23 protein-coding genes and 1 pseudogene are annotated in these 26,717 nt (G+C 69.1%); 20 read left to right on the forward strand and 4 right to left on the reverse strand.

Annotation, left to right across the window (positions count from 1 at the left end):
• Nucleotides 1-107: 107 nt before the first annotated feature.
• The 4 genes from ACZZ93_RS16945 (at nt 108) to ACZZ93_RS16960 (ending at nt 2,465) form a co-directional block, all read left to right on the forward strand.
• Entirely contained in the window at nt 108-410 is a 303-nt protein-coding gene (locus tag ACZZ93_RS16945) for a hypothetical protein (RefSeq protein WP_187250526.1), read from the forward strand.
• A complete protein-coding gene (locus tag ACZZ93_RS16950) occupies nt 410-1,702 on the forward strand; it encodes a putative T7SS-secreted protein (RefSeq protein WP_463511609.1) in 1,293 nt (430 codons plus the stop codon). Before ACZZ93_RS16945 ends, ACZZ93_RS16950 begins: the two co-directional genes overlap by 1 nt.
• A gap of 197 nt (nt 1,703-1,899) precedes the next feature.
• The gene (locus ACZZ93_RS16955) at nt 1,900-2,184 is read left to right on the forward strand and encodes a hypothetical protein (protein ID WP_230100345.1); all 285 of its coding nucleotides are present in this window, start codon (nt 1,900-1,902) and stop codon (nt 2,182-2,184) included.
• The gene (locus tag ACZZ93_RS16960) at nt 2,181-2,465 is read left to right on the forward strand and encodes a WXG100 family type VII secretion target (protein WP_056279979.1); all 285 of its coding nucleotides are present in this window, start codon (nt 2,181-2,183) and stop codon (nt 2,463-2,465) included. Before ACZZ93_RS16955 ends, ACZZ93_RS16960 begins: the two co-directional genes overlap by 4 nt.
• Before the next feature lie 5 nt (nt 2,466-2,470).
• Here ACZZ93_RS16960 and ACZZ93_RS16965 read toward each other — a convergent pair whose 3' ends face one another.
• Nucleotides 2,471-3,415 (reverse strand): quinone oxidoreductase family protein, encoded by a 945-nt coding sequence (locus tag ACZZ93_RS16965; RefSeq protein ID WP_463511610.1) that lies wholly within the window; start codon nt 3,413-3,415, stop codon nt 2,471-2,473.
• Between the two features lie 9 nt (nt 3,416-3,424).
• Entirely contained in the window at nt 3,425-7,291 is a 3,867-nt protein-coding gene (gene hrpA, locus ACZZ93_RS16970) for an ATP-dependent RNA helicase HrpA (protein WP_463511611.1), read from the reverse strand.
• Between the two features lie 36 nt (nt 7,292-7,327).
• On the opposite strand from hrpA, the gene ACZZ93_RS16975 reads away from it, so the two are divergent.
• The 6 genes and pseudogenes from ACZZ93_RS16975 to ACZZ93_RS17000 all read left to right on the forward strand — a co-directional run.
• Entirely contained in the window at nt 7,328-8,521 is a 1,194-nt protein-coding gene (locus tag ACZZ93_RS16975) for a heparan-alpha-glucosaminide N-acetyltransferase domain-containing protein (RefSeq protein ID WP_463511612.1), read from the forward strand.
• On the forward strand, nt 8,518-9,354 hold the full coding sequence (locus ACZZ93_RS16980; RefSeq protein WP_187250521.1) for an aldo/keto reductase: 837 nt from the start codon (nt 8,518-8,520) through the stop codon (nt 9,352-9,354). Before ACZZ93_RS16975 ends, ACZZ93_RS16980 begins: the two co-directional genes overlap by 4 nt.
• 76 nt (nt 9,355-9,430) lie before the next feature.
• Nucleotides 9,431-10,000: an FMN reductase gene (msuE, locus tag ACZZ93_RS16985; protein WP_053099190.1), complete on the forward strand. Its 570-nt coding sequence runs from the start codon at nt 9,431-9,433 to the stop codon at nt 9,998-10,000.
• A 37-nt stretch (nt 10,001-10,037) separates the two neighbouring features.
• Complete coding sequence (locus ACZZ93_RS16990) at nt 10,038-10,835, forward strand: thioredoxin domain-containing protein (RefSeq protein ID WP_463511613.1); 798 nt, start codon at nt 10,038-10,040, stop codon at nt 10,833-10,835.
• Nucleotides 10,829-11,803, forward strand: a complete 975-nt coding sequence (locus ACZZ93_RS16995; RefSeq protein ID WP_463511614.1) for a hypothetical protein — start codon at nt 10,829-10,831, stop codon at nt 11,801-11,803. Before ACZZ93_RS16990 ends, ACZZ93_RS16995 begins: the two co-directional genes overlap by 7 nt.
• Nucleotides 11,804-11,986: 183 nt before the next feature.
• A pseudogene (locus ACZZ93_RS17000) lies at nt 11,987-13,144 on the forward strand (amino acid permease); the annotation flags it as partial.
• Nucleotides 13,145-13,348: 204 nt separating this feature from the next.
• Here the strand turns inward: ACZZ93_RS17000 and ACZZ93_RS17005 are convergent.
• Nucleotides 13,349-14,914: a dolichyl-phosphate-mannose--protein mannosyltransferase gene (locus ACZZ93_RS17005; protein WP_056279991.1), complete on the reverse strand. Its 1,566-nt coding sequence runs from the start codon at nt 14,912-14,914 to the stop codon at nt 13,349-13,351.
• Between the two features lie 48 nt (nt 14,915-14,962).
• Here ACZZ93_RS17005 and rsmI point away from each other — a divergent pair, with 48 nt between their 5' ends.
• The 3 genes from rsmI to ACZZ93_RS17020 are packed head-to-tail and all read left to right on the forward strand — an operon-like array spanning nt 14,963 to nt 17,557.
• A complete protein-coding gene (gene rsmI / locus ACZZ93_RS17010; RefSeq protein WP_056279993.1) occupies nt 14,963-15,781 on the forward strand; it encodes a 16S rRNA (cytidine(1402)-2'-O)-methyltransferase in 819 nt (272 codons plus the stop codon).
• Entirely contained in the window at nt 15,781-16,401 is a 621-nt protein-coding gene (locus tag ACZZ93_RS17015) for a class I SAM-dependent methyltransferase (RefSeq protein ID WP_463511615.1), read from the forward strand. Before rsmI ends, ACZZ93_RS17015 begins: the two co-directional genes overlap by 1 nt.
• Before the next feature lie 49 nt (nt 16,402-16,450).
• Complete coding sequence (locus ACZZ93_RS17020) at nt 16,451-17,557, forward strand: LacI family DNA-binding transcriptional regulator (RefSeq protein ID WP_463511616.1); 1,107 nt, start codon at nt 16,451-16,453, stop codon at nt 17,555-17,557.
• A gap of 14 nt (nt 17,558-17,571) precedes the next feature.
• Here the strand turns inward: ACZZ93_RS17020 and ACZZ93_RS17025 are convergent, their stop codons facing one another.
• Nucleotides 17,572-17,940, reverse strand: a complete 369-nt coding sequence (locus tag ACZZ93_RS17025; RefSeq protein WP_463511617.1) for a VOC family protein — start codon at nt 17,938-17,940, stop codon at nt 17,572-17,574.
• A gap of 64 nt (nt 17,941-18,004) precedes the next feature.
• Between ACZZ93_RS17025 and ACZZ93_RS17030 the strand changes: the two genes are divergently transcribed.
• The 7 genes from ACZZ93_RS17030 (at nt 18,005) to ACZZ93_RS17060 (ending at nt 26,681) form a co-directional block, all read left to right on the forward strand.
• Nucleotides 18,005-18,457, forward strand: coding sequence for a MarR family winged helix-turn-helix transcriptional regulator (locus ACZZ93_RS17030; RefSeq protein WP_463511618.1), 453 nt, complete (start codon nt 18,005-18,007; stop codon nt 18,455-18,457).
• Nucleotides 18,458-18,635: 178 nt separating this feature from the next.
• Nucleotides 18,636-20,306, forward strand: a complete 1,671-nt coding sequence (locus ACZZ93_RS17035; protein WP_463511619.1) for an ABC transporter substrate-binding protein — start codon at nt 18,636-18,638, stop codon at nt 20,304-20,306.
• Entirely contained in the window at nt 20,303-21,283 is a 981-nt protein-coding gene (locus ACZZ93_RS17040) for an ABC transporter permease (protein WP_056280002.1), read from the forward strand. Before ACZZ93_RS17035 ends, ACZZ93_RS17040 begins: the two co-directional genes overlap by 4 nt.
• Nucleotides 21,280-22,224, forward strand: coding sequence for an ABC transporter permease (locus ACZZ93_RS17045; protein WP_463511620.1), 945 nt, complete (start codon nt 21,280-21,282; stop codon nt 22,222-22,224). The genes ACZZ93_RS17040 and ACZZ93_RS17045 overlap by 4 nt, the downstream gene beginning before the upstream one ends.
• Nucleotides 22,190-23,914: an ABC transporter ATP-binding protein gene (locus ACZZ93_RS17050; RefSeq protein ID WP_463511621.1), complete on the forward strand. Its 1,725-nt coding sequence runs from the start codon at nt 22,190-22,192 to the stop codon at nt 23,912-23,914. Before ACZZ93_RS17045 ends, ACZZ93_RS17050 begins: the two co-directional genes overlap by 35 nt.
• Nucleotides 23,915-23,926: 12 nt before the next feature.
• Complete coding sequence (locus ACZZ93_RS17055) at nt 23,927-25,096, forward strand: glycoside hydrolase family 1 protein (RefSeq protein ID WP_053097102.1); 1,170 nt, start codon at nt 23,927-23,929, stop codon at nt 25,094-25,096.
• 43 nt (nt 25,097-25,139) lie between these two features.
• On the forward strand, nt 25,140-26,681 hold the full coding sequence (locus ACZZ93_RS17060; RefSeq protein WP_463511622.1) for a molybdopterin-dependent oxidoreductase: 1,542 nt from the start codon (nt 25,140-25,142) through the stop codon (nt 26,679-26,681).
• Nucleotides 26,682-26,717: the final 36 nt, after the last annotated feature.

Below are 26,717 nucleotides of genomic sequence, written 5' to 3' on the forward strand. Positions count from 1 at the left end.
ACCTCTGACGTGTCACCGTCGGGGGTGGGCTGGTGTCCCTTTGCGAGAGTATCGGCATACTTCTTGCTGTCTCCATATGACGACGTATCGCTTGCTAACGTCGACGCATGGCAGTCGCGGGCGGAGCATTCTACGAAGTCGATACCGACGTGCTGCGTGCGATGGCGTCGAAGGCGCGTCGCATCGTCGGCGAGCTGGGCTCGTCCGATGCCGCGAAGCCTGCTGACGCCGGTCACGAGTGGGTCGTCGCAGCCGCGACGCGTTTCAGCAGCGCATGGTCCGACGGGCTCTGTGTCCGTGTGGCCGACACCGAAGACTTCGCAGACAGGTTGAGCACGACCGCTCGGATCTTCGACGAAGGCACCGATGCGGCGAAGGTCGAAGTCGACGCGATGATCTGGGACGACTGATGGAGCTGGGGCAGACCCAGTCGGCGGCGGACCTCGTCCCGGGCTCGGTGTCCGAGGTCAGGGCGACCGCGGAAGCGTGGAAGGCTCGTGGCGCTGAAGCGACCCGTGTACGCGATGACCTCGCCACGCTGGATGACGACGGCACGTGGAGAGGCGCTGCCTACGACGCCTACCTCGACCGGTTCGAGCGGCAGCTGCTGCAGTGGAAGCATGCGGGCGAGTCGCTCCGCGCGGGTGCGAGCGCACTGTTCACGTGGGCCGACGCGTTGCAGTGGGCGCAGGACGAAGCCGACCGTGCGATCACTCTCTGGAACGAGGCAGAGCAACAGGCTGCTGCGGCGCTGGCCGCCCACCGTGCACACGTGCGGGAGTTGCGCGTCGGGCAAGGGCTCCGGCACCCCGAGGCCGACGTGCCCTTCGTCGATCCGTCAGGTCCTGCACACGATGAAGCGCGGGAGGTCCTGTTCAACGCCCGGGCGACTCTCGAGGTCTATGCGCGCGACTGCGCGATCCGGTTGGACGATGCCGCGGATGCGGCGCGGATTCCGCTGACCGACGCGGAGGCCGCGACACGAACACAGCACGCGCCGACCGAGGTGATCGTCAACCTCGCTGTCGTCCAGCCGTTCCGAGCCGCGATGGACATGCTCGCGATCTCGGCGCAGACGCTCTGGGAACACCCCGACATCATCCTCGAACTCCTGGGCGGCGCTGCAACCTTCCTCGGCGGCGCGGCGCTGGCAGCCGGAGGCGGCGCCATCACCGTCACCGGAGCCGGTGCGCTGGCAGGTTCGCCCGCACTGGTCGTCGCCGGAGTCGGAGTGGCCGGTGCAGGCGCGACGATGATGGGCGACGCCGCCTGCCGATGGCTCACCGAGAGCCACGGGGCTGGTGACCGCGTTCACGGCCTCAACCGCGGAGATCGGCGCGATTACGAGGGAAAGTTCGCTGCCGGTGAGAATCCCCCGCCTTGGGTCGACAAAGAGAAGATCGGGCTCGAGCAATATGAGAGGCGGGAGCAGTCTGATGTGATCCGTTCGAAGGTGAAAGTCGACTATGAGGGTTCGCCGCAGAATGGACGGTCGTACGACGGCCTGGTGAAGAATGATGATGGCCCCAACACGTATACGGGCATTGAAGTGAAATCCGGGAACGCCATCGACGGCTACAACAGACCGGGCAGCACCCAACGACAGTTCGATGAAGCCGTCGACGGAGGGACACCGGCCCGCGGAAAGCTGGACGGGGAAGAGATCCTTGTCACACGAGTGGAAATAGAGATTGTGCCGTGACCAATCGCAGAACTCACGCCCAACAGTTCACCAGTGGCCAGATGGGGTGGATCACGGAGAATCGACGCCCCGCGTCCGAACACCTGCGACTTATGCTCCGCCTCCTGGGTACCGAGAACGAGCACACGTACGTCATCTGGCGAGGCGCGGACTCACGCAGCATCGTTGGGTTTCGTGAGCGGGCGACGGACTCTTTCATGCAGGCCGCAGGCTCCGCGGACGCTATGACCGTCGAGGTGCGGCTTCCCGGCCCCGACGGTGAGTCGCACCTGTACACGGTCGGACGGCCCGAGCCCGCAGACGGCAGGACCACCCTCATCCCCATCAGCGACGACCGAGCGGTGCGCGTGTTCTCGAACGAGATCTTCACCGCCGACGAAGCCGCGGTGATCTTCTACACGTATTACCTCACCGATGCCGTCTCGCAGCCGTACGTGCTTCGCGAGCTGGATCTCTCGAACGAACTCTCGGAGGAACGATGAAGGTCGCTGTTCGTCACGACGCCGTGGCACAGACCGTCGCCGAGCTCGCGCTCACCGTGAAAGCCATCGAGCACGAACTCGACGCCTTCGATTCCGAGGCGACGCTACTGAAATCGACCTGGGACGGGGAAGCGCAACGGGCCTATGACCGTGCCCAGCGGGAGTGGTCGAACGCGCTCGAGAGCATGAGAGCGTTGCTGGCCGAAGCCACGCGCCGACTGATCGCCGCGAACTCCCTCTCCATGGCGACGGCGTCCACGGCTGCCCGCGTCTGGTCCTGAGCGGCCTACGGGATCAGCACGATCTTGCCCGAGGCGGCTCCGGACTCCATGAGCTCATGAGCGCGTGCCGCCTCGCTCAGCGGCAGTTCGGGGCCGAGCTCGATCGTGAAGTCGCCCGCCGCCAGCAGGTCGACGGTCGCGCCGAGGGCCTCCGCGCGCCACGAGAGCTCCTGCTCAGTGAGCGGCACGGGTGAACCGCCCGAGAACGCCCGGATGCCGAACGACGCGGCATCGGGGCCGCGGACGATCGTCGCGATGCGGTCGCGGTCGGCGACGAGCTCGAGCGACACCTCGATGGCCTCATCGGTCCCCGCGCAGTCGAGCGCGACCGTCACCCCGACCGGTGCGGCCTCGCGTACGCGCTCCAGCAGCCCGTCTCCGTATGCGACCGGGATCGCACCGAGGTCACGCAGCTGATCGTGTCTGGCCGGGCTGGCGGTCGCGATGACGGTGGCGCCCCAGGCGACGGCGAACTGCACGGCTGCCTGGCCGACCGAGCCCGAACCGCCGTGCACGAGCAGCACGTCGCCGTCCGTGACTCCGAGCGAGCGGAGCGCCTGATAGGCGGTGCCGGCGGGGATGCCGATGCCGGCACCCTCCGCTGCGGTGACGGAATCGGGCAGCGCGACGAGCTTATCGGCCGGTACGGCGAGCATGCTCGAGTAGGTGCCGACCGTGTCGCGGATCGCGACGCGGTCGCCCACCGCGAATCCGTCGACGTCGTCGCCGAGCGATTCGATGACCCCGGCGCCGTCGAACCCGACGGCACGCGGCTCGGTGATCGGCGGTGAGGGGCGCTTCGCGCTGCGGAGCTTGGCGTCGATCGGGTTGGCACCCGCCGCCTCGATGCGCACTACGGCCTCGCCGCTGAGCGCGATCGGATCGGGGATCTCGATCAGGTGCAGCACATCAGGAGAACCGAACTCTGTGTAGACGATCGCGCGAGCCATGGATTCAGGCTACCCCCGAGACGACAGCACCTTCATGATCCGCTGCGGAGAGACGGGCTGCGCGGTGCCGAGACGCTGCGCGAACACGCTCACCCGGTACTCCTCGAGCAGCCAGCGGGTCTCGACCAGGGCCGGCGGCGCGTCGGCGGGCAGCGGGATCGCGCCCCCGGCATCCTCGAAGGCCTTCGCCATGCGCTCGAACTCGCTCATGCGGGTGCGGTCCTTGCCGGGCTCGTTCGCGAGCGTCTTCAGCCGCTCGAGCATCCCGTCCAGGTATCGCGGGAAGTGCGTGAGGCGCTCGACGCCCGCCGCCGAGATGAACCCGGGGTGCAGGAGTCCCGAGAGCTGCGTGCGGATGTCGTTCAGCGGCCCGAGCAGTGCGAGGGAGTTCTGCGAACGGATGCCGCGCTCGACATCGCGGGTCTTCGTGAGGATGCGAGCGACGAGCGACACGCAGGCGAAGAGGTCGTCGACGAGCGACGCCGACACCGCGTCGCGCACGCGCACGAACTCGGCCTCGGTGCGCACGAGGCCGCCCGGCGCCAGCCGATCGATCGTGCTCTGGACGACCGCGGCCCGGCAGTCCTCGATGAGCGCGGCGGCCGACTGGTAGGGCGACGCGGCGAGTGCGAGCTTCTCCTGGCTGGTGAGGTGCTGCTGCACGTACGACGAGGGCGAGGGCACACCGAGCAGCACGAGGCGCAGCACGCCCGCCCGCGTCGCGGTGGCGGCGGCATCCGCCGTGGACTCGACGCGCACCGAGACGGTCTTCCCCTGGTCGACGATCGCCGGGTACCCGCGCACCACTCCGCCGGCCACGCGGGTGTCGAGCACCTCGGGCAGTTCGCCGAACGTCCAGGCGGTGAGGCCGTCCTTCTCGATCGAGGTGGCGGCGGCAGCGGGCTGCGGTCCCTTCGAGGGGCCGGGGCGGCGGGGCGGGGTCGCGATCGACCGGGCCACGCTGCTGCGCGCACGGTCGGCGAGCTCGGCCTGCAGCGCACCGAGGTCGCGGTTCGATCCCGCGACGCGCCCGCGCTCGTCGACGGCGCGGAAGTTCATCCGCAGGTGCGCGGGCACGCGATCGTCTTCGAAGTCGGCAGCCGAGACGAGCTGATTCGCGAGCGGCTGGATGAGGCGTGCCAGCGCCTCTTTGAGCGTGCGATGAGGAAGGCCGCCGTGCGACTCGGGGCCGTCTCCGGCGAGCTCGGCACCGAACTTGTCGGCCCAATCGGCCGCAGGCACCACGTGCCGTCGGATCGCCTTGGGCAGTGCGCGGAGCAGGCCGGTGACGAGTTCGGCGCGCAGCCCCGGCACCTGCCAGTCGAAGCCCCTGTCCTCGATCTGTGCGAGCAGAGGCAACGGGATCACGACGCTCACGCCGTCGTCGGCCGCCCCCGGCTCGAAACGGTACGCGAGCCCGAGCACCTGGTCGCCCTGCGTCCACCGGGTGGGGAACTCGCTCTGATCGGCCCTGCTCTCGTCGTCGAGCAGGTCGGCTTCGCGCATCACGAGCAGCTTCGGGGTCGCGGCCAGCGCGTCGCGCCACCATTTCTCGAACGAGCGCACGTCGAAGACGTCGGTCGGGATCCGCTCGTCGTAGAAGCGGAACACCGCTTCGTCGCCGGCCAGGATGTCGCGACGCCTCTCACGTTCCTCGAGCTTCTCGAGGCGCTTGCGCAGTTCGGCGTTGCTGCGCCAGAAAGCGCTGACCCGCTTGTCGATGCGCGTCGGATCCCATTCGCCCTCGACGAGGGCGTGTCGCACGAACATCTCACGCGACGCCGCCCGGTCGATGCGCGCGAACTGCACACGGCGACGGGGGATGATCTCGACCCCGAACAGCGTCACCTTCTCGTACGCGACCGCCGCGCCGGCATCCTTCGACCAGTGCGGCTCGGTGACCTGGCGCTTCGCGAGATCGCCCGCGAGCGCCTCCGCCCAGGCGGGGTCGATGGCGGCGACCGTGCGGGCGTAGGTGCGTGAGGTCTCGACGATCTCGGCGGCCATGACCGCCTGCGGGGCCTTCTTGCGCAGGGCGGATCCGGGGAAGATCGAGAAGCGGATGCCGCGGGCGCCACGGTATTCCGCCATCTTCTTCTTCTTCGGATCGAGGCCCTTGCCGGTGTTGCGCTCGTCGAGGATGCCGATCTGCGACAGGAGTCCGGCGAGCAGAGCCCGATGGATCGCATCCGGATCCGCGGTCCCGCCGCGCGAGGAGTCCTTCTCCCGCACGAGCGACCGCAGCTGACGGTGCACGTCGAACCATTCACGCACCCGGACGTAGTTGAGATGCTCCGAACGGCACAGGCGACGGAAGGCGCTCGAACCGAGCTCGCGCTGCTGCTCCCGGAGGTGGTTCCACAGGTTCAGGATCGACAGGAAGTCGCTCGTCGGGTCGGTGAAGCGCGCATGCATGCGGTCGGCTTCGTCGCGCACGCTCTGCGGCGCCTCCTGCGACGGCCGCTCGCGCACGTCCTGGATCGACATTCCGGCGACGATCGCGAGCACGTCACGGGTGACGTCGGCGCCGCCGGGGCGTCCGGCCTCGATCAGCATGCGGGCGAAGCGGGGGTCGATCGGGATTCGGGAGATGTCTCGACCGATGCGGGTGAGTCGAGGTGCGTCTCCGCCGCCGGTGACGGCGCCCAGCTCGGTGAGCAGGTCGACGGCGGCCTTGACTCCCCGGGAGTCGGGCGGGGTGAGGAACGGGAAGGCGGTGATGTCGCCGAAGCCGAGCGACAGCATCTGCAGGATCACCGAGGCGAGCGAGGTGCGCAGGATCTCGGGTTCGGTGAACTCCGCGCGCTTGTCGAAGTCCTCCTCGCTGTACAGGCGGATCGCGATGCCGTCGCTCGTGCGTCCGGCGCGGCCCGAACGCTGGTTCGCGGAGGCCTGCGAGATCGCCTCGATCGGCAGCCGCTGCACCTTCGAACGGTTGCTGTATCGCGAGATGCGCGCGGTGCCGGTGTCGATCACGTAGCGGATGCCGGGAACGGTGAGGCTGGTCTCGGCGACGTTCGTGGCGAGCACGACCCGACGCCGCACACCGGCGACGCGGCTCTTCTCGAACACCCGGTGCTGCTCCGCCGCCGACAGCCGGCCGTACAGCGGCAGCACCTCGGTGGGGGAGCGGTCCTTCGCGTACGCGCCGCGCACGGCATCCGCGGCATCCCTGATCTCGGCTTCGCCCGGCAGGAACACCAGCACGTCGCCCGGCTCCTCGCGGTCGAGTTCACGGAGGGCCGCGACGATGGCGGTCACCTCGTCGGACTCCTCGGTCTCCTCCGTCTGCTCGCGGTAGCGGATCTCGACGGGGAAGGTGCGGCCGGACACCTCGATCACCGGCGCGGGCACACCCTCGGGCGTCGCGAAGTGTCGGGCGAAGCTCTCGGGATCGATCGTCGCCGACGTGATGATCACCTTGAGGTCAGGTCGTTCGGGAAGGATCCGCACGAGGTATCCCAGCAGGAAGTCGACGTTGAGCGAGCGCTCGTGCGCCTCATCGATGATGATCGTGTCGTAGCGGCGCAGCAGCCGGTCGCGGTGGATCTCATTGAGCAGGATGCCGTCGGTCATCAGCGCGATGCGCGTGTCGTCGGACACCTTGTCGGTGAAGCGCACCTTGTATCCGACGAGGCCGCCGAGCTCGACCTGCAGCTCCTCGGCGACGCGCTCGGCGATCGTGCGGGCGGCGAGTCGTCGGGGCTGCGTGTGCGCGATGCGCTCGCGCCCGAGATCGAGGCAGATCTTCGGCAGCTGCGTCGTCTTCCCCGAGCCCGTCGCTCCCGCCACGATGACGACCTGGTTGTCGCGGATGGCGTCGGCGATCTCCTCCCGCGCAGCGCTGACCGGCAGCTCGGGAGGATAGAAGATCACGGGGAAGGCATAGAACTCCCATCGTACGATTCATCCGTGAGCACTGTGTCGAAGCCTCCTCCCGCATCGCGGTGGTTCCACGAGTTCGGACGGGCTCCGCGCATCCTCGGACTCGACGTCGCCCGAGGGCTGGCGATCCTCGGCATGGCCGGAGCGCACATCGGCGAGACCGAGGCGTTCGATCCCTTCGACCTGTCGACCTGGACCGACCTGGTGCACGGGCGATCGTCGATCCTGTTCGCCGTGCTCGCCGGCATCTCGATCGCCCTGATGACCGGCCGCAGCGTGCTGCCCGATCCCGAGCGGATGCCGAGCCTCCGCCTGCAGCTGATCGGTCGCGGAGCGGTCATCTTCCTGATCGGTCTGGCGCTGGAGATGCTGAACACGCCGATCGCGGTGATCCTCACGCTCTACGGACTGCTCTACGTCGCCGTCATCCCGTTCCTCCGGTGGCAGCCGTGGAAGCTGCTGATCGCCGCAGGCATCCTGGCACTCGCGGCACCGGCGCTGCTCGCGTTGCTCGCCGCACTCACCCTGAACCCCACCGGCGCGGGCGTCAGCCTCGTCCTCTACGGCTCGTATCCGATCACCGCGTGGCTCGCGTTCGTCTTCGCCGGCATGGCGCTCGGGCGCCTGCGTGTCGAGAAGCTCGAGACCGCGGCGATCACGCTGGGCGCGGGCGTCGGACTCATGGTCGGCGGCTACGGACTGGGCCTCGTCGGAGGAGTCACCCGCCTCGGCTCCGGCTCCGGCTCGGCGATCTTCGGCGGCGAGCCCGCCGCGGGGTGGAGCACCTACTCCGACGCGCTGGCCGCAGCGGATCCGGGAGGGGCCGTCGTCCGGGCGATCTTCGCCGTCGAACCGCACTCCGGCGGAACGGCCGAGATCCTCGGCTCGGGCGGGTTCGCGCTGTCGGTCATCGCGCTGTGCGTGCTGCTCAGCGGGCCGTTGCGTGCGGTGCTCCTTCCGCTCGCGGCGTTGGGGTCGATGCCCCTGTCGGCCTACAGCGTGCACGTCGTCTCGGTCGCGCTCGTGGCGGGACCAGGAGGCTTCTTCTCGAGCAATGCCTTCTGGTTGGCGACGGCCGTCGCGCTGCTTCTCGCGACCACGCTGTGGTCGATCCTGTTCGGGAGGGGCCCGCTCGAGAGGCTGGTCGGCTGGGTCGCCTCGAGGATGGCGGCGGTTCCTCCTGGTCGACCTGTCATCACAGGTCGTAGGGTGGATTCATGACGATTCCTGCACTCGAACTGAACGACGGCCATTCCATCCCGCAGCTCGGCTACGGGGTGTTCAAGGTTCCGGCCGACGAGACCGAGCGCGCCGTGAGCGAGGCGCTCGAGATCGGCTACCGCCACATCGACACGGCCGCCATCTACGGCAACGAAGAGGGCGTCGGGGCGGCGATCGCCTCTTCCGGCATCCCGCGCGACGAGCTGTTCATCACGACCAAGCTCTGGAACGACCGCCACCACGACGACGAGCCGCGTGCGGCGATCGGCGAGAGCCTCGAGAAGCTCGGGCTGGATGCCGTCGACCTCTACCTCGTGCACTGGCCCACTCCGGCGAAGGACGACTACGTGCACGCCTTCGCTCGGCTCATCGAGCTGCGCGAGGCAGGACTGACACGCAGCATCGGCGTCTCGAACTTCCTCGTTCCGCACCTCGAGCGCGTGGTGGCCGAGACCGGCGTGACGCCGGCGGTCAACCAGATCGAGCTGCACCCGGCCTACCAGCAGCGCGACGTCGTCGACTGGGCGACCGAGCACGGCATCCGCATCGAGTCGTGGGGCCCGCTCGGCCAGGGCAAGTACGACCTGTTCGGCACGCCGGCGGTGGCCGAGGCGGCGGCGGCGCACGGCGTCACCCCCGCGCAGGCGGTGCTGCGCTGGCACCTGCAGCGCGGATTCATCGTCTTCCCGAAGTCGGTGCGCGCCGAGCGCCTGCGCGAGAACCTCGACGTGTTCGGGTTCGAGCTCACCGACGCCGAGGTCGCGGCGATCGACGCCCTCGACCCGCTCGACGGCTCTGGTCGGGTCGGATCGCACCCCGACGACGTGAACTGACACGCTCCGTGTCGACAGATGACGCCCCGTGTCGCTTCCCGCGACACGGGGCGTCGTCGTGAGTAGCGTCGTCCGCATGACAGCTCCCTACCGCGTCGTCGCCGTCTCCGGATCTCTGCACGAGCCCAGCAAGACCACGGCGCTCATCCGTGCGATCGCCGGGGCGATCGCCGAGCGGGCCGAGGTCGAGATCGAGGTCATCGAGCTCACCGACATCGGCCCGTCGCTCGCAGGAGCGCTGCGTCGCGACCAGCTTCCGGCGCGCGTCGAGGAGAAGCTGGTGGCGATCGAGGCGGCAGACCTGCTGATCGTGGGCAGCCCCGTCTACCGCGCATCCTTCACCGGCCTCTTCAAGCACCTGTTCGACTTCGTGGGTCAGTACGAGCTCGTCGGCAAGCCGGTGCTGCTCGCGGCGACCGGCGGCGGGGAACGCCACGCGCTCATCATCGAGCACCAGCTGCGGCCGCTGTTCGCGTTCTTCCAGGCGCTGACGCTGCCCCTGGGTGTCTACGCCAGCGACACCGACTTCGACGGCTACGTGATCGCCTCCGACGTGCTCCACGCGCGCATCGCCCTCGCGGCCGAGCGTGCGCTGCCGCTCGTCGGCTATGCGGCATCCCGGCCGGCGGAGCTGCTCGTCTCCTGACCGTCTCGTCAGACGCCGATCGGCGTAGCGTGGACGTATGACGAACCGGCTCGCCGACACGCTCAGCCCGTACCTCCGCGCCCACGCCGACAATCCTGTCGACTGGTATCCCTGGGGCCCGGAGGCCTTCGCCGAGGCGCAGCGCCGCGATGTGCCGCTGCTGATCTCGATCGGGTATTCGACCTGCCACTGGTGTCATGTGATGGCCAGGGAGTCGTTTGCCGACCCCGACACGGCCGCGCTGATCAATCGCGACTTCGTCGCGGTGAAGGTCGACCGCGAGGAGCATCCCGACGTCGACGGCGCCTACATGGCGGCTGCCTCGGCGTTCACGCAGAATCTCGGTTGGCCCCTCACCGTCTTCACGACGCCGCGGGGCCGCACGTTCTACGCCGGAACCTACTGGCCGCCCGAGGCGCGACAGCCGATGCCCGCGTTCCGTGACGTGCTCGCCGCGGTGCAGGAGGCGTGGACCCAGCGCCGTGCCCAGGCCGAGGAGTCTGCGGATGCCGTCACGGACGCCCTCGCCCGCGCAGGCGCCTCGACCCCCTCCGATCTTCCGGACGCCGATGCTCTCGCCGGCGCGGCGCGGACGATCGCGGCTCGGGAGGATCGCCGCTTCGGCGGTTACGGCGATGCGCCGAAGTTCCCGGTCGCGACGACCCTGAGGATGCTGCAGACACCGCTCGTGCGCAGAGAGGCCCCGGATGCCGCCGAGTCGGCCGACCGGGCGCTCGCCGCGATGGCCGCCTCCGATCTGCGCGATGCCGATGGGGGTTCTTCCGCTACGCGACCCGACGCGACTGGAGCGTGCCGCACTACGAGCGGATGCTGACCGACAACGCGCAGCTGCTCGACGTGGCGCTCGACGCGGGTGACGACGCGACCGCACGCGGCATCGCCGACTTCCTCCTGGGCACGCTGCGCAGGGCGGGCGGCGGGTTCGGCGCGGCTCAGGACTCGGAGTCGTGGATCGACGGCGAACGCAGCGAGGGCGGCTACTACCTGCGACCGCCCTCCGAGAGGACCGGTCTCGAGCTCCCTGCCGTCGACGGCAAGGTCATCACGGGATGGAACGGTCTGGCCATCACCGGTCTCGCCCGCGCGGGAGCTTCTCTGGCGGAAGGGTCCTGGGTGCGGGCCGCGGCCGAGGCTGCCGAGTACGTGCTGCGAGTCAACAGGGATGCGACCGGGGCTCTCGTGCGGGCCTCGCTCGACGGGGTCGCCTCGGGTGCGGTCGCCACCGCGGCCGATGTCGCTCTCCTGGCCGACGGGCTGTTCGCGCTCGCCGCGGCCACGGGCGAGGCGGCGTGGGCGGTGGAGGCACGCACACTGCTCGACGCGGCGATCGAGGGCTTCGAGGGCGACCCGCTGCTCGCCGAGCACGGCATCGCCGCAGCGCCCGATCAGACCGACGGCGATCTGCCGTCGGATGCGGCGGCCGTGGCTGCGGCATCCCTCACCGCCTGGCGTCTCGGCGCGGGGATCGGTATCGCGAGGCAGCCGCGGAACGCGTGCGCGAGCATGCCGCGCCCGCCATCGCACAGCCGTTCGCGCACGGCAGCCTGCTGCGCGTGGCAGCGGGTCTCGTCGATGCGCCGAGGCAGCTCGTCGTCGTCACCGAGACGCCCGAGGGCGCACTCGCCTCGGCAGCCCGCAGGGCCGACGCGGACGTCGTCGCGATCGTCACCCCGGAGCAGGCCCAGGCATTCGCGGATGCCGGCTTCGAGCTGTTCGACGGCAAGGGCGACGCGATGGAGCAGGCGTTCGACTGCCGCTCGTTCGTGTGCCGGCTCCCGGTGAGCGACCCCGCAGACCTCCCCTCGCGCGGTGAGCTCAGCTGCGATCCTGGAGGGCGGGCGGAGCCGCGTAGGCTGAGCAGTCTGCTCATCGCACGCAGGAGGCACGCGCATGACCGAGGTTCCCACCACGACGACCACGACCAAAGGTCTGCACCCCGGGCTGACCCGTCGGCAGATCTCGATGATGGGACTCGGCGGGGCGATCGGCGCCGGGCTGTTCGTCGGGTCGGGACAGGCGATCAGCATCGCCGGTCCTGCCGTGCTCATCTCGTACCTCGTCGCCGGCGGCATCGTCGTGCTGATCATGGCGATGCTCGCCGAGATGGTCGCCGCCCGCCCGAGCTCAGGAGCCTTCAGCTCATACGCGCAGAAGGCGATGGGTCGCAGCGCCGGCAGCGCGGTCGGGTGGCTCTACTGGATCCAGCTCGTCGTCGTGATCGCCGCCGAGGCCACCGGCGCCGCCGGGATCATCGCGGCCTGGATCCCCGGCATCCCGGCCTGGGTGTGGGTGCTCGTCTTCGTCGTCGCCCTGACCGCGGTCAACCTCTTCGGGGTGCGCAATTACGGCACGTTCGAGTTCTGGTTCGCGGCGATCAAGGTCGCGGCGATCATCGTGTTCCTCGTGGTCGGCGTGTGCGCGATCCTGGGCTTCATCCCCGGCGTGCCCGCGACCGGCATCGGCAATCTCGTCGACAACGGCGGCTTCGCTCCGAACGGCCTCACGGGCATCGCGGCGGCGCTCCTCATCGTGGTCTTCGCGTTCGGCGGCACCGAGGTCGTCGCGATCGCGGCGGCGGAGTCCGACGACCCCGCACGCAACATCCGCCGGATCGTGCGCGAGGTCCTCGTGCGCATCCTGATCTTCTACGTCGGCTCGATCTTCGTGATCGTGTCGGTGCTCCCGTGGAACGATCCCGCCGTCAAGGACGGTCCCTTCTCCGCAGTGCTCGACACTCTGCAGCTGCCGGGCGTCGGCCTCGTGATGGACCTCATCGTGGTGATCGCGCTGCTGTCGGCGATGAACGCGAACATCTACGGCGCGTCGCGAATGGCCTACTCGCTCGGTGAGCGCGGGCTCGCACCGCTCGCGGCGACGCGCACGACGTCGACGGGCGTGCCGGTCGTGGCCGTGCTCGCCTCCGTCGCGTTCGGCTTCATCACGGTCGGGCTGAACTGGGCGTTCCCCGATGTGGTGCTGCCGGCGCTGCTCAACGTGGTCGGATCGACGCTGCTCATCATCTGGACGGCGACGGCGGTCTCGCAGATCATCCTCCGCCGCCGTGCCGATCGTGAGGGCGCGGCGATGCCGATGCGCATGTGGGGCTTCCCCTGGCTGTCGTGGCTGTGCCTGGCGCTGCTCGCCGGAGTGATCGCGCTCACCATGATCGACGAGGCTGCGCGTGTGCAGCTGCTTCTCACGATCGGCCTCACTGCGGTGCTGCTGGTCGTCGCCCGCCTGACACGCGGTGTCTCTCGCCCGGGGTGGCCGGCGAGCGCGACGGAGTGGTCGAGGGCTGACCGCGCGCACGTGCTGCCGCTGGTCGGGTCAGATCCAGCCGGGCAGCCAGTTGTGCAGGAGCCAGAACTGGTAGGGCACGCTCATGCCGGTCCACACCGGGTAGAAGAACGCGGAGACCAGCACCACGACGGCGAGGAAGACGATCACGGTGCGCTCGCCCGACTGCCGGCGGTGCAGCGGATCCTCCCGGCGTCCCGCGATCTGACGGAGAACGACCGCGAGTGCGAGCACGAGGAACGGCGCCATCGCGACCGTGTAGAACTGGAAGATCGTCCGCTCAGGGAACAGCAGCCAGGGCACGTACGTCGCCGCGAGCCCGACCAGGGGGAACGTGAGGGCTGGACCGACGGGGCGACGTTCGGCCCACCCGCGCACGAGGCGGTAGAGCAGGTAGAGAGCCGCGGCGACACCGGCGTACCAGATCAGCGGGTTGGGGATCGTCGAGATCACCGCGATGCAGTGATCGACGCCGCAGGGCCCGGGGTCGCTGCCCACCCAGACGGCTGTGGGGCGCAGCAGCAGAGGCCACTCCCACGCGGGGCTCGCGTACGGGTGGCCCTTGCTGAGACCGACGTGGAAGTTCAGGATCGCCTCGTGGTAGTTCCACAGCGCGATCAGCGGATTCGGATCGCTCTGCCGGGCATAGCCGCCGGCGGTGACGAGCCACCCCGTCCAGCTGGCGAGGTAGGTGGCGAGCGCCGGCAGCACGAGCAGCACGAAGGAGACCGGTCCCTGACGGAAGGCCGCCGCGGTGGGCCAGAGCACGACGCCCGCGCGGCGTCGTGCCAGGGCATCCGTCACCACGACGTACAGGCCGAAGGCCGCGAGCGCGTAGAGCCCCGACCACTTCACGGCGCAGGCGGCGCCGAGCGCGACACCTGCGGCGATCAGCCACGGACGCCGCCAGAGCACAGGACCCCACATCGGCGCGGGGGAGTCGGGGTCGGTATCGGGGTCTGCGCGTTCCAGCACGGGGATCACCCGGTCGCGGTCGATCAGGATGAAGAGCGCGCCGAGCATGAGGAAGAACGTCAGAGGGCCGTCGAGCAGGGCCGTGCGACTCATCACGATGCTGAGGCCATCGATCGCCAGCAGGGTGCCGGCGACCGTCGCCACCACGATCGAGCCGGTCAGGCGGCGGGCGACCAGATAGACGAGCAGCACGGTGGCGGCGCCCAGCAGTGCCGTCGCGATGCGCCAGCCCACCGTGTTGTCGGGTCCTCCGATGGCCATCCCCAGGGCGATCAGCCATTTGCCCAGGGGCGGATGCACGACGAACGACCCGGCATCCGACAGCGGCAGCTGCTGCAGTGTGATGAACGCCTCGTTCGCATCCTTGCCCCAGGTGCCTTCGTATCCGAGAGTCCACAGCGACCAGGCGTCCTTGACGTAGTAGGTCTCGTCGAAGGCGAGCTGGTGCGGATGGCCGAGGTTGACCAGGCGCAGCACGGCGGCCAGGGCCGTCACCACGAGCGGCGCGAACCAGCGCACCATGCGCCCCCAGTCGGGGTCCTGCAGCACACGGTCGCGCAGTCGCTCGTAGCGCGTCAGTCGCTGCTCGGGCGGAGGCAGCAGAGGCAGGGGCGCGGTCACCGCACCAGCCTAGACACTCCGCCGCTGGGCGCCGCCTAAGCTGGGCGGGTGATCATCCTCGCCGCAACACCGATCGGAAACCTCGGGGATGTCTCGCGTCGCCTCGTCGAGGTGCTGGAGAACGCCGAGGTCGTCGTCGCGGAGGACACGCGCACCACGCAGCGGCTCATGCAGGCTCTGCAGATCTCGAACCGCCCCCGGCTGATCGCACTCCATGATCACAACGAGAAGCAGAGAGCGGCGGAACTCGCCGCACTCGCGGTCGAGACGGATGTCGTCGTCGTGAGCGACGCGGGGATGCCGGCCATCAGCGACCCCGGGTACGGGCTCGTCGCCGAGGCGGTCGCTCAGGGAGTGACGGTGACGGCGATCCCGGGGCCGAGCGCAGTGCTGATGGCGCTCTCCATCTCGGGACTGCCGACCGACCGCTTCACGTTCGAGGGGTTCCTGCCGCGCAAGCCTGGGGATCGGCGCTCGACGCTGCGGGCGCTCGCCGCAGAGCCACGCACCATGGTCTTCTTCGAATCTCCCGCCCGCCTGGCGTCGTCGCTCGCCGATATGGGCGCAGCCTTCGGCGACGACCGCCGCATCGCCGTCTGCCGCGAGCTGACCAAGTTCTACGAAGAGGTGCGCCGCGGCACCTCCGCCGAGCTCGTCGAGTGGGCGACGGCGGGCGTCAAGGGCGAGATCGTCGTGGTGGTCGAGGGTGCAGCGCCTCGTGAGGCGTCGGCGGAAGACGCTCTCGCGCAGGTGCAGCGACTCGTGGCATCCGGCGTGCGTCTCAAGGAGGCCTGCGCCGAGGTCGCCGCGGCGACGGGCCTGTCGTCGCGCGACCTGTATCAGGCAGCGCTCGCCGCGCGCAGCTGATGGAAGGCACCTCGGACGCGGGCGTCGCCGCTGCCTACGACGAGCGGGCCGCGGAGTACGTGAAACTCGCCGGTGCGATCGAGCAGATGGATGCCCGGGATGCTTCGGTCATCGAGGCCTGGCGTGACACGGCCTCCGGCCTGCTGCTGGATGCTGGCTGCGGGCCCGGGCACTGGACCCAGCTCCTGAGTCTCGGCGAACGCGTGGCGCAGGGGATCGACCTGTCGGAGGAGTTCATCGCGACGGCGAGGAAACGGCATCCGGGCATCTCCTTCGACGTCGGCTCGTTCCGCGACCTGCCGTTCGCGGCGGGGTCGGTCGGAGGCATCCTCGCCTGGTACTCACTGATCCACACCTCGCCGGCTGACATCCCCGGGATCCTCGAAGAGTTCGCCCGCGTGCTGGCTCCCGGAGGCGGCATCCTGATCGGCTTCTTCGACGGCGAGCCGCGCGAGCCGTTCGCGCATGCCGTCGCGCCGGCATACTTCTGGTCTGCCGAGGCGCTCGCCGGGCTTCTCGCCGACGCGGGCTTCGAGGTCGTGACGAGTGACACCCGGGGCCGCGAACACGGCGAGATCAGCGCCCGCCCTCACGGCTCACTCGAAGCACGCAGGCGGTGACTCGCTCGCCGGGTAGCCTGGTGCACACGCAAGCGGAGGAGGACCGAGCGTGAGCAAGAGGGCGACCGTCTACGACGTCGCAGACCGCGCCGGAGTGTCGATCGCGACGGTCTCCCGCGTGCTGCGGCAGCCGGATGCCGTGCGCCCCGCCACGCGGGAGCGCGTGCTCGACTCCGTCTCGGCGCTCGGCTACGTGCCCAGCGGCAGCGCGCGCGGTCTGGCCGAGCGCCGCACCGGCGTGCTCGGGCTGTACTTCCCCGGTTTCGATGCCTCGGAGGACGCGCCCGTCCTCGACGTGCTGGCCGATGACCAGGGCGAGGCGCCGCCGTTCACGGTCGAGCAGGCGTCCGCCGACGCGGGCGCACCGCATCCGACCATGCTGTTCCTCGACGAGGTGCTGCGGGGAGCGGAGCTCGAAGCCTGGAAGCAGGGTTTCGTGCTCATGATCGGCGTCGGCCGTGACGATCCGACGCGCGAGACCGTGCGGGACATCGCCGGACGCGTCGACGGGCTGATGGTGCTGGCGCAGAGCGTGCCCGACGACGTGCTCGCCCGGCTCGCTCAGCGGATCCCCGTGGTGGTGCTCTCGGGGCCGGCGCGCGGCGACAGCTACGACCACGTGACCGTCAGCAACGCCGAGGCGATGTCGGAGCTGACCAGACTGGTGCTCGCCCAAGCCGATCAGGGGACGCTCGCTTTTCTCGCCGGCCCCGAGGACTCGCCCGACGGCGCCCAGCGCTGGGAGGGTTTCGCCGCGGCGGTCGCCGAGGCGGGCATCGCGACGGATGCCGTGACGGTGCTGCGCGGCGACTTCACCCGCGCATCCGGGCGGCGGGCGGCCGAACAGCTGATCGCCGACGGCGTCCCCGCCGCACTCATCGCCGCGAACGACCAGATGGCCCTCGGGGCGATCGACGCATTCCGATCGGCCGGCATCCGCGTGCCCCACGATGTCCGGGTCACGGGCTTCGACGGCATCGAGGCGGCGGCGCTGTCGCGTCCCGCCCTCACCACTATCCGCCAGCCGATGATCGATCTCGGGCGGGCCGCCGTGCAGCTGCTCTCGCGACGTCTCGAGAACCCGGACGGCGAGCCGATGACGGTGCGCCTGCCCGTGCAGATCCTCGTCCGCGAGAGCTCCCAGCGCCCCGAGTGAACGGCTGGCGGCGTTCAGGTGCGGTCGTGCAGGGTGATGCGGTAGCCATCGGGGTCGGCGAAAGTGAACGTGCGACCGAACGGGCCGTCGATCGGCTCGGACACGATCGCGCGGCCGTCGGCGAGGAGGGCGTCATGGATCGCCTGGACATCCGTGGCGTGCAGCCAGACCGCCGTGCCGATCCCGGGCTGGTCGACGGAGTTGAGGTCGGTTCCCGGGGCGAGGTCGCGCAGCGCGAAGGCGATCGGCGTCGTCTCGAAGACCACGGCGTGAGGCGGACCCGCCGGCGATCTGACGAGTCCGAGATAGCGCTCGTAGAACGCCTGTGAGGCGTCGAGGTCGCGCACCTGCAGGGAGATGAAGTCGGGTCCGGTGACGGGCATGATCGTGCTCTTTCCTTGTCGTGTCAGTTATCTGACATGTCCGAATCTATGTCAGAATACTGACATGAGTCAAGACCGAGCCGGCATCGACCTCGACACCTCGCTGGGCTACCTGCTGAAGGAGGCGTCGAGCGCTCTCCGCATCGCGATGGAGCAGGTGCTGAAGCCCCTCGGCATGACGATCACCCACTACTCGTGTCTCGAACTCCTCGCTCAGCGACCTGGGCTCTCGAACTCGGAACTCGCCCGAGGTGCGTTCGTCACGCGTCAGTCGATGAACGTGCTCCTCCAGTCTCTCGAGCGTGACGGATTCGTCTCGCGGGCCGACGAGGCTCCGGTCGGCAAGGCGCTGCCGACCAGCCTGACGCCGAAGGGGCGGAAGAGCCTCGCCGCGGCGACGGCCGCCGTCCGCTCGGTCGAGGTCAGGATGCTGACCGGGATGACCCCGGCAGAGCAGTCCGCCGCGCTCCGCGCTCTGCGCAGCATGATCGACTCGCTGCGCCGCGCCCCCCACTGAGACGGGATCTGACACCGCTCCCACGCCGGTCGTCGCAGGGGAGTGGGGGCTCTCGGAGTCATGCGAGGGGGTTGCAGCGGTCAAATGTATGCGCTTACAATTGCTGATGCGGCTTCGGCCGCGGGGTGCCCCGAACCGTGGGACCCCCTTCATGACACAGACGACATGAGGTGGCAGTGTGGCGAAGACGCACATGCTCCGGCGCTGGCGGAGAGCCGCGATCGTGGGACTGGCGGCAGCGGCCGTCGTGCTCAGCGGTTGCAGCATCCAGATCAGTTCGCAGCCCGATCCATCGATCGGCGACGACACGATGCTCATCAACGCGGACAAGGGGAACCCGTTCTTCACGCGGAACTTCAACCCGTATCTCACCAACACGCGCACCGCGTCGCGGTGGATCTATGAGCCCCTGATCCTGGTGAACCCGCTCGACGGAACCGAGAACCCGTGGCTCGCGAGCGAATGGTCGCAGCCCGATGCCCGGACGGTCGTGATGACGATCCGCGATGACGTCGAGTGGAGCGACGGCGAGAAGCTGACGCCCGACGACGTGGCGTTCACGTTCCAGCTGCTGAAGGACAACCCCTCCCTCGACATCAAGGGCGCCTGGCAGCACCTCGAGACCGTCGAGGTCGACGGCGACGACGTCATCATGCACCTGCAGACCGATGACGCGCCCTCGCTGCCGATCCTCGGCCAGACCATGATCGTGCCGGAGCACCTCTGGTCGGACGTGAAGGACCCGGGCACGTACCGCAATGAGAACCCGGTCGGCACCGGCCCGTTCGTGCTGGGCAACTACAACGACCAGCAGTACTCGATGGACAAGAACCCCGACTACTGGCAGGCCGGCAAGATCGAGATCGAGCACATCATCCTGCCGTCGACGAACTCGCAGCTCGACACCGTCACCCGCGGCTACGACTGGGCGTACTCGTTCATCTCCGACGTCGAGGGCACGTGGGGTGCGGCCAGTGAGAACAACGACTGGTGGTTCCCGCCGGGAGGCGTGATCGCGCTGATGCCGAACCTCGAGGTCGCGCCGTTCGACGACGTGAACGTGCGCCGCGGCATCGCCCTCTCGCTCGACCGCGAGGAGATCGCCGAGACCGCCTCCGAGGGGTACATGGAGCCCGCAGGGCAGACCGGCCTCGTGCTCCCGAACCAGGAGGAGTTCCTCGACCCCGGCATCCCCGATCAGGGCATGATCACCCAGGACACGGATGCCGCACTCGCCGCGTTCGCCGAGGCGGGATACACGCTCGACGGCGACCGGCTCGTGGGGGCCGACGGAAAGCAGCTCGAGTTCGCGTTGACCACGGCCAACGGCTTCTCCGACTGGACCCGCGCGGCGCAGACCGTGCAGAGCCAACTCGCCGACGTCGGCGTCAAGGTGACGCTCAAGCTCCCGCAGCCGGCCGGATACCAGAGCGCCATCAGCAACGGCGACTTCGAGATGGCGATCGGCGGTATGGGCAACGGCGACGTCTACCAGGCGTACAACAACCTGCTCTCGAGCGAGTTCTACGTGCCCTCCGGGTCCGGCGAACCCACCGCCAACAACTTCGAGCGGTACCGCTCGGACGAAGCCGACGCGCTGCTCAAGGAGTACCGCGAGACCGTCGACCCCGCGCGCCAGACAGAGATCGTGAAGGAGCTGCAGGCCATCGTCTACGAGGAGATGCCGGTCATCGGCCTCTACTACGGCGGCATCTGGGGCCTGTTCAACGACTCCAAGTTCACCGGCTGGCCCTCAGAGGATGACCCGTACATGATTCCGCAGAACTACGACTCGGCGCCGCTGGGCATCTTCACCCGGCTCGAGCGCGTGAAGGAGGATGACCGATGAAGTACGTCTTCCAGAAGATCGGCCTGTTCGTGCTCACGCTGTGGGCCGCCATCACGCTGAACTTCTTCCTTCCGCGCCTCATGCCCGGCTCGCCGGCCGACGCCGCGATCGCGAAGCTGTCGCAGAACGGTCCGGTGTCGGATGCGACGCGGGCCGCGATCGAGGCCCAGCTCGGCGTGCCGACCGGGTCCATCTGGGACCAGTACGTGGCCTACCTCGGCCAGGTGGCACGACTCGACTTCGGCGTCTCGTACACGTTCTATCCGCAGACCGTGTCGAGCATGGTCTCGACCGCGCTGCCGTACACGATCGGCCTCGTCGGCATCGTCACGATCCTCGCGTTCGTGATCGGCACCCTGATCGGCACCGCCGCCGCCTGGCGCCGCGGCACGTGGCTGGACTCGCTGCCGACGCTGACCGGCTCCTTCCTCAGCACCTTCCCCTACTTCTGGACAGCGCTGCTGCTGCTGTTCTTCTTCGGGTACGTGCTGCACTGGTTCCCCACCACCGGCGCGTATTCGGCGACGACCACGCCGGGCTTCACCTGGGACTTCTTCATCGATCTCGTGCAGCATGCGATCCTCCCGGCGGTCACGATCCTGTTGACCTCTCTCGGCGGATGGATCATCGGCATGCGCAACGCGATGATCAACACCCTGGGTGACGACTACGTGACGTTCGCCGAGGCGAACGGCCTGCACGGTCGCACCATCGCCCTCCGCTATGCCGCACGAAACGCGATCCTGCCGAACCTCACCGGCTTCGGGCTCACGCTCGGCGGCGTGGTCGGCGGATCGATCCTCGTGGAGCAGGTGTTCGGCTATCCCGGCATCGGATACCTCCTCTTCAACGCCGTGATCGGGCAGGACTACCCGCTCATGCAGGCGCTCTTCCTGATGATCACCGTCAGTGTGCTCGTCGCCAACTTCCTCGTCGACATCCTGTACGGCGTGCTGGATCCAAGGACCCGCCGATGACCTCCACCATGAATGTCAAGGTTCCCTCCGACCGGATCGCGGCTCCCAGCCCGTGGCGCTCGTTCGCCCGGATGGTGGGCACCCTCTGGTCCAACGGCAAGGCCCGTCTGGGCCTCATCATCCTCGGTCTGTTCGTGCTGGTGGCGGTGTTCGCTCCGCTGCTCGCCCCGTACGGACCGAAGGAGAACACCTTCGAGCGCAACGCCGACGCGTCGGCCGCGCACTGGCTCGGCACCACCGCCGCCGGCGAAGACGTCCTGAGTCAGCTGATCTACGGCTCGCAGATCAGCCTCCTGGTCGGCATGGCCGCCGGCATCCTCTCGACGATCGTCGCAGTGCTGATCGGGCTCAGCTGGGGCTACATGCGCGGTTTCCTGGGCGAGGTGGTCGGCTTCATCGTCAACCTCTTCCTGGTGATCCCCGGTCTGCCGCTGATGATCGTGATCGCCGCGTACCTGCAGAACGGCGGCATCCTGATGATCATCGCGGTGATCGTCGTCACCGGCTGGGCCTGGGGTGCGCGCGTGCTGCGCAGCCAGACGCAGTCGCTGCGAGGCAACGACTTCGTCACCTCGGCGCAGTTCTCGGGTGACAGCAGGGCGCGCATCGTGTTCCGCGAGATCCTGCCGAACATGACCTCGATCATCGCGGGCACGCTCTTCGGAGCGGCGACCGCGGCGATCCTCGCAGAGGCGGGCCTCGAGTTCCTCGGGCTCGGCGACTCGAGCATCGTCAGCTGGGGCACCATGCTCTACTGGGCGCAGAACTCCAACTCGCTGCTCACCGGGCAGTGGCTGCTGCTGTTCGCCCCTGGTCTCTGCATCGCCCTGCTCGCCCTGAGCCTGACACTGATCAACTTCGGCGTGGATGGGATCTCCAATCCGCGCCTGCGAGAGGGAAGGGCCGATGAGCGCCATGGAAGCGAACATCTCCACGGATGACGTGCTGCTCGATGTCCAGGGCCTGTCGGTCGAGTACGCCTCGCCCGGCACCACGCCGGTCACCGCTGTCGAGGACGTCTCGTTCACGCTGCGTCGCGGCGAGTTCGTCGGTCTCGTGGGCGAGTCCGGCTCGGGCAAGTCGACGCTCGGCTTCGCGCTGACACGGCTCCAGAAGCCGCCGGCTCGCATCAGCGGCGGGCGCATCCTGTTCGACGGGCGCGACATCCGCGAGCTCGACGCCGAGGAGCTGCGCCGTCAGCGCCAGGGCGGGTTCGCGATGGTGCTGCAGTCGGGCATGAACGCGCTGAACCCGGTGCGCACGATCGGCAACCACTTCCGCGACATCTTCGCCGCGCACGGACACGTGGCCCGCGACGATCGGGATGCGAGGGCGCGCGAGCTGATCGGCAAGGTCGGTCTCGACCCCGCAGTGCTGGCCAGATACCCGAGCGAGCTCTCGGGCGGCATGCGGCAGCGCACCTCGATCGCGCTGGCACTGTCGCTCGAGCCGCAGCTGATGGTGTTCGATGAGCCGACCACGGCGCTCGACGTGCTCGTGCAGCACGCCGTCATGGACACCATCAAGGATCTCCAGCGCACCGAGCATTTCACCGCGATCCTCATCAGCCACGACCTGGGCATCGTGCTCGAGGCGACCGATCGGGTGATGGTCATGCATGAGGGTCGGATCGTCGAAGACGCGCCGAGCCTCGACATCCTGCAGCGTCCTCAGGACGAGTACACGCGGATGCTGCTGAGCCACTACGCCGATCCTCGGGCCGAGTCGATCTCGATCCCCGGGTTCGTCGACCTCGGCACGCGCCGTCGCGAGGGGCGCTCACGCACCGACCTGACCGAGACCCTGCCCACCGTGTCGCAGCGCGACACGCGCCGGGCGGACGCCGCGATCGTGGTCGAGGGCGTGTCGAAGCGGTATCCGGCTCCGCGTCGGGGCGAGCAGCCCGTCACCGCGGTCGACGATGTGTCGTTCCGACTCGAACCCGGCGAGGCCCTGGCACTCGTCGGCGCCTCCGGCTCGGGCAAGTCGACGATCGCGAAGCTGATCACCGGTGTCGAGAAGCCGACCGAGGGCACGGTGCGCTTCGGCGATGTCGACGTCGCGGCCCTGCGCCGTGCGGGCCTGCGCGACCTGCGCAAGGACGTGCAGATGGTGTTCCAGGATCCGTATGCCGCGCTCAACCCGCTGCACACGGTGGAGTACGCGCTGAGCCGACCGATCCGCAACTACACGCCGTTGCGCGGTGACGAGGCGAGAGCCCGCGTGCTCGAGCTCCTCGAGACCGTGGGCCTGACACCTGTCGAGCAGTTCGCGGCCAAGCTGCCGCATCAGCTCTCAGGCGGTCAGCGTCAGCGCGTGGTCATCGCCCGGGCGCTCGCGAGCGATCCGCAGGTGCTGATCGCCGACGAGCCGGTGTCGATGCTCGACGTGTCGCTGCGTGCCGGAGTGCTCGCGCTGCTCGAAGACCTGCGCGAGAGGTGGGGCATCAGCATGCTCTACATCACGCATGACCTGCTCAGCGCGCGGCTCGTCACCGAGAACATCCTCGTGCTCAACGGCGGTCGCGTCGTCGAGCGCGGTGAGACCTCTCAGGTCCTCCAGCATCCGGAGGACCCGTACACGGTGCAGCTGCTCGACGCCGTGCCCAACCCATCCCGAATCTCGAAATAGAGAGGAGCACTCGTGCTCACATTCCCTGACGGCTTTCTCTGGGGCGCTGCGACCGCAGCCCATCAGGTGGAGGGGAACAACACGACCAGCAACTGGTGGGCCATGGAGCATGCTCCGGGCTCGACGATGGTGGAGCCCTCGGGCGATGCCGCCGACCACTTCCACCGGTACCCGGAGGACATGCGGCTGCTGGCGGATGCCGGTCTGAACTCGTACCGCTTCTCGATGGAGTGGGCGCGCATCGAGCCCGAGCGCGGCTTCGTGTCTCGGGCGATGCTGGATCACTACCGCCGCATGATCGACACGGCCCGGGAGAACGGTCTGGACCCGACGGTGACGCTGATGCACTTCACGGTGCCGCAGTGGTTCCAGAAGGACGGCTTCTGGCGTGCGGACGACGCGGTCGACCTGTTCTCCCGCTACGTCGAGACCGTGCTGCCGATCCTCGAGGGCGTGACCTACGTCTGCACGATCAACGAGCCGAACATCGCGGCGATGCTCGCCGGGGGAGAGGACGCCTCGAACCTCGTCGCCTTCGGACTGCCGAACCCCGACCTCGCCGTCGCGGACACGCTGCTCGACGCGCACCACCGGGCCTCCGAGATCCTGCATTCCGTCTCGGGCGTGCAGGCCGGATGGACGATCGCGACGCAGGCCTTCCACTCCACCGGTGAGCCGGGGGCGGACGAGATGCTGGCCGAGTACGGCGACCCCCGCGACCACTGGTACCTCGACCAGTCGGCTGGTGACGACTTCGTCGGCGTGCAGGCCTACACCCGCACCTTCATCGGCCCCGAGGGTCCGCGTCCGGTCGCCGACGACGTCGAGACCACGCTCACCGGCTGGGAGTTCTTCCCCGAGGCACTCGAGATGGGCGTGCGCAGCGCGTGGGAGCGCAGCGGCGGCGTGCCGGTGCTCGTCACGGAGAACGGCATCGCGACCGGCGACGACACGCGGCGCATCGCCTATACCCAGGGCGCTCTCGAGGGACTCCACCGTGCCATCTCCGACGGCATCGAGGTCAAGGCCTACCAGCACTGGAGCGCACTCGACAACTACGAGTGGGCGAGCGGATTCCGCCCGACCTTCGGCCTGATCGGCTTCGATCACGAGACGTTCGAGCGTTCGCCGAAGCCCTCGCTCGCCTGGCTCGGAGAGGTCGCACGTCGCAACGGGCTCTGAGCCGCACGACCCCGGGGCCCAGCCCCGGGGTTACGCTCTGATCATGACCCACGCAGTCCGCGCGAGGCGCGGAGACAGGCTTCGATCGGCGGCCGCCGGCTTGAGCGCGGCCGCCGTCGCGGTCGGCCTGGCAGAGCTGGTCGCAGCGATCGTCGAGCCGAGCGCGAGCCCCTTCGCCGTGATCGGCAGCGGTCTCATCGATCTCGCCCCCAGCTGGGCGAAGGATGCGGCGATCGCACTGTTCGGCACCGGCGACAAGGTGGCGCTGATCACCGGGATAGCGGTGGTGCTCGTCGGGGTCGCCGCGCTCGCCGGCATCCTGGAATCCCGCCGCGCGGGCGTGGGATCCGCGATCCTCGCCGCTCTCGGCGTGCTGGCGCTGGTGGCCGCGATGATCCGTCCGGGCGCGGGCCCCTTCGCCTGGCTCCCCGGTCTCGTCGCCGGCGCGACCGCGGTCGTCGCGCTGCGGCTGCTCATGCGCAAGGTGCATCCGATCCCCTATCTCCGCGCCGAGCATGAGGAACGCCGCCAGTTCCTGCTGTGGACCGCCGGCGTAGCCGCGACCGGCGTCGTGGCGCTCGTCATCGGCGGCGCAGCCCGCGGCGCGACGAGGTCGATCGAGGCGATCCGCTCGACGTTGCGGCTGCCGAAGGCTGCCGCTCCCGCGCCGGTGGTGCTGGCCGGTGCAGAGCTCGACATCCCCGGCCTGGCTCCTGTCGTGACCCCCAACGCCGACTTCTACCGCATCGACACCGCACTGATCGTGCCGCGCATCGACCCGGCCGACTGGTCGCTGCGCATCCACGGGATGGTCGATCGCGAGATCGTGATCACGTGGGACGAGCTGGTCGCGCTGCCGATGCAGGAGTCGCACGTCACCCTCGCCTGCGTGTCGAACCAGGTCGGCGGGGACCTGATCGGCAACGCCCTCTGGCTCGGGCATCCGGTGCGCGATCTGCTCGCGAGAGCGGGAGTCGATCCCGACGCCGACATGGTGCTGTCGACCTCATCCGACGGGTTCACGGCCTCGACGCCGATCGAGGCGCTCACCGACGAGCGCGATGCCCTGCTCGCGGTCGGCATGAACGGCGATGCGCTGCCTCTCGAACACGGCTTCCCGGTGCGCATGGTGGTGCCGGGCCTCTACGGCTATGTGTCGGCGACCAAATGGGTGACGGACCTCGAGGTCACCCGGTTCGACCGCACGACCGCCTACTGGACCGACCGCGGATGGTCGGAGCGCGGACCGGTGAAGCTGCAGTCGCGCATCGACGTGCCCCGGCGGGGGACCAGGATCGAGGCCGGCGACGCCGTCATCGCGGGCATGGCGTGGCAGCAGCACGTGGGCGTCGAGGGTGTGGAGGTGCGGATCGACGACGGTGAGTGGCGTCGCGCCGAGCTCGGCGCCGCGATCTCCGACGACACCTGGGTGCAGTGGCGTCTCGACTGGGCGGCCGAGAGTGGAGCGCACACGATCGAGTGTCGCGCGATCAGCGCCGACGGGGAGACGCAGACCTCGGATCCGGCCGATGTCGTGCCCGACGGCGCCCAGGGGTGGCACCGCATCGAGGTGTCTGTCGCCTGAGCGTAACGACCCCCTGCATCCCACCTAGAATTGTCC

The organism is Microbacterium sp. AC026 (assembly GCF_979258475.1).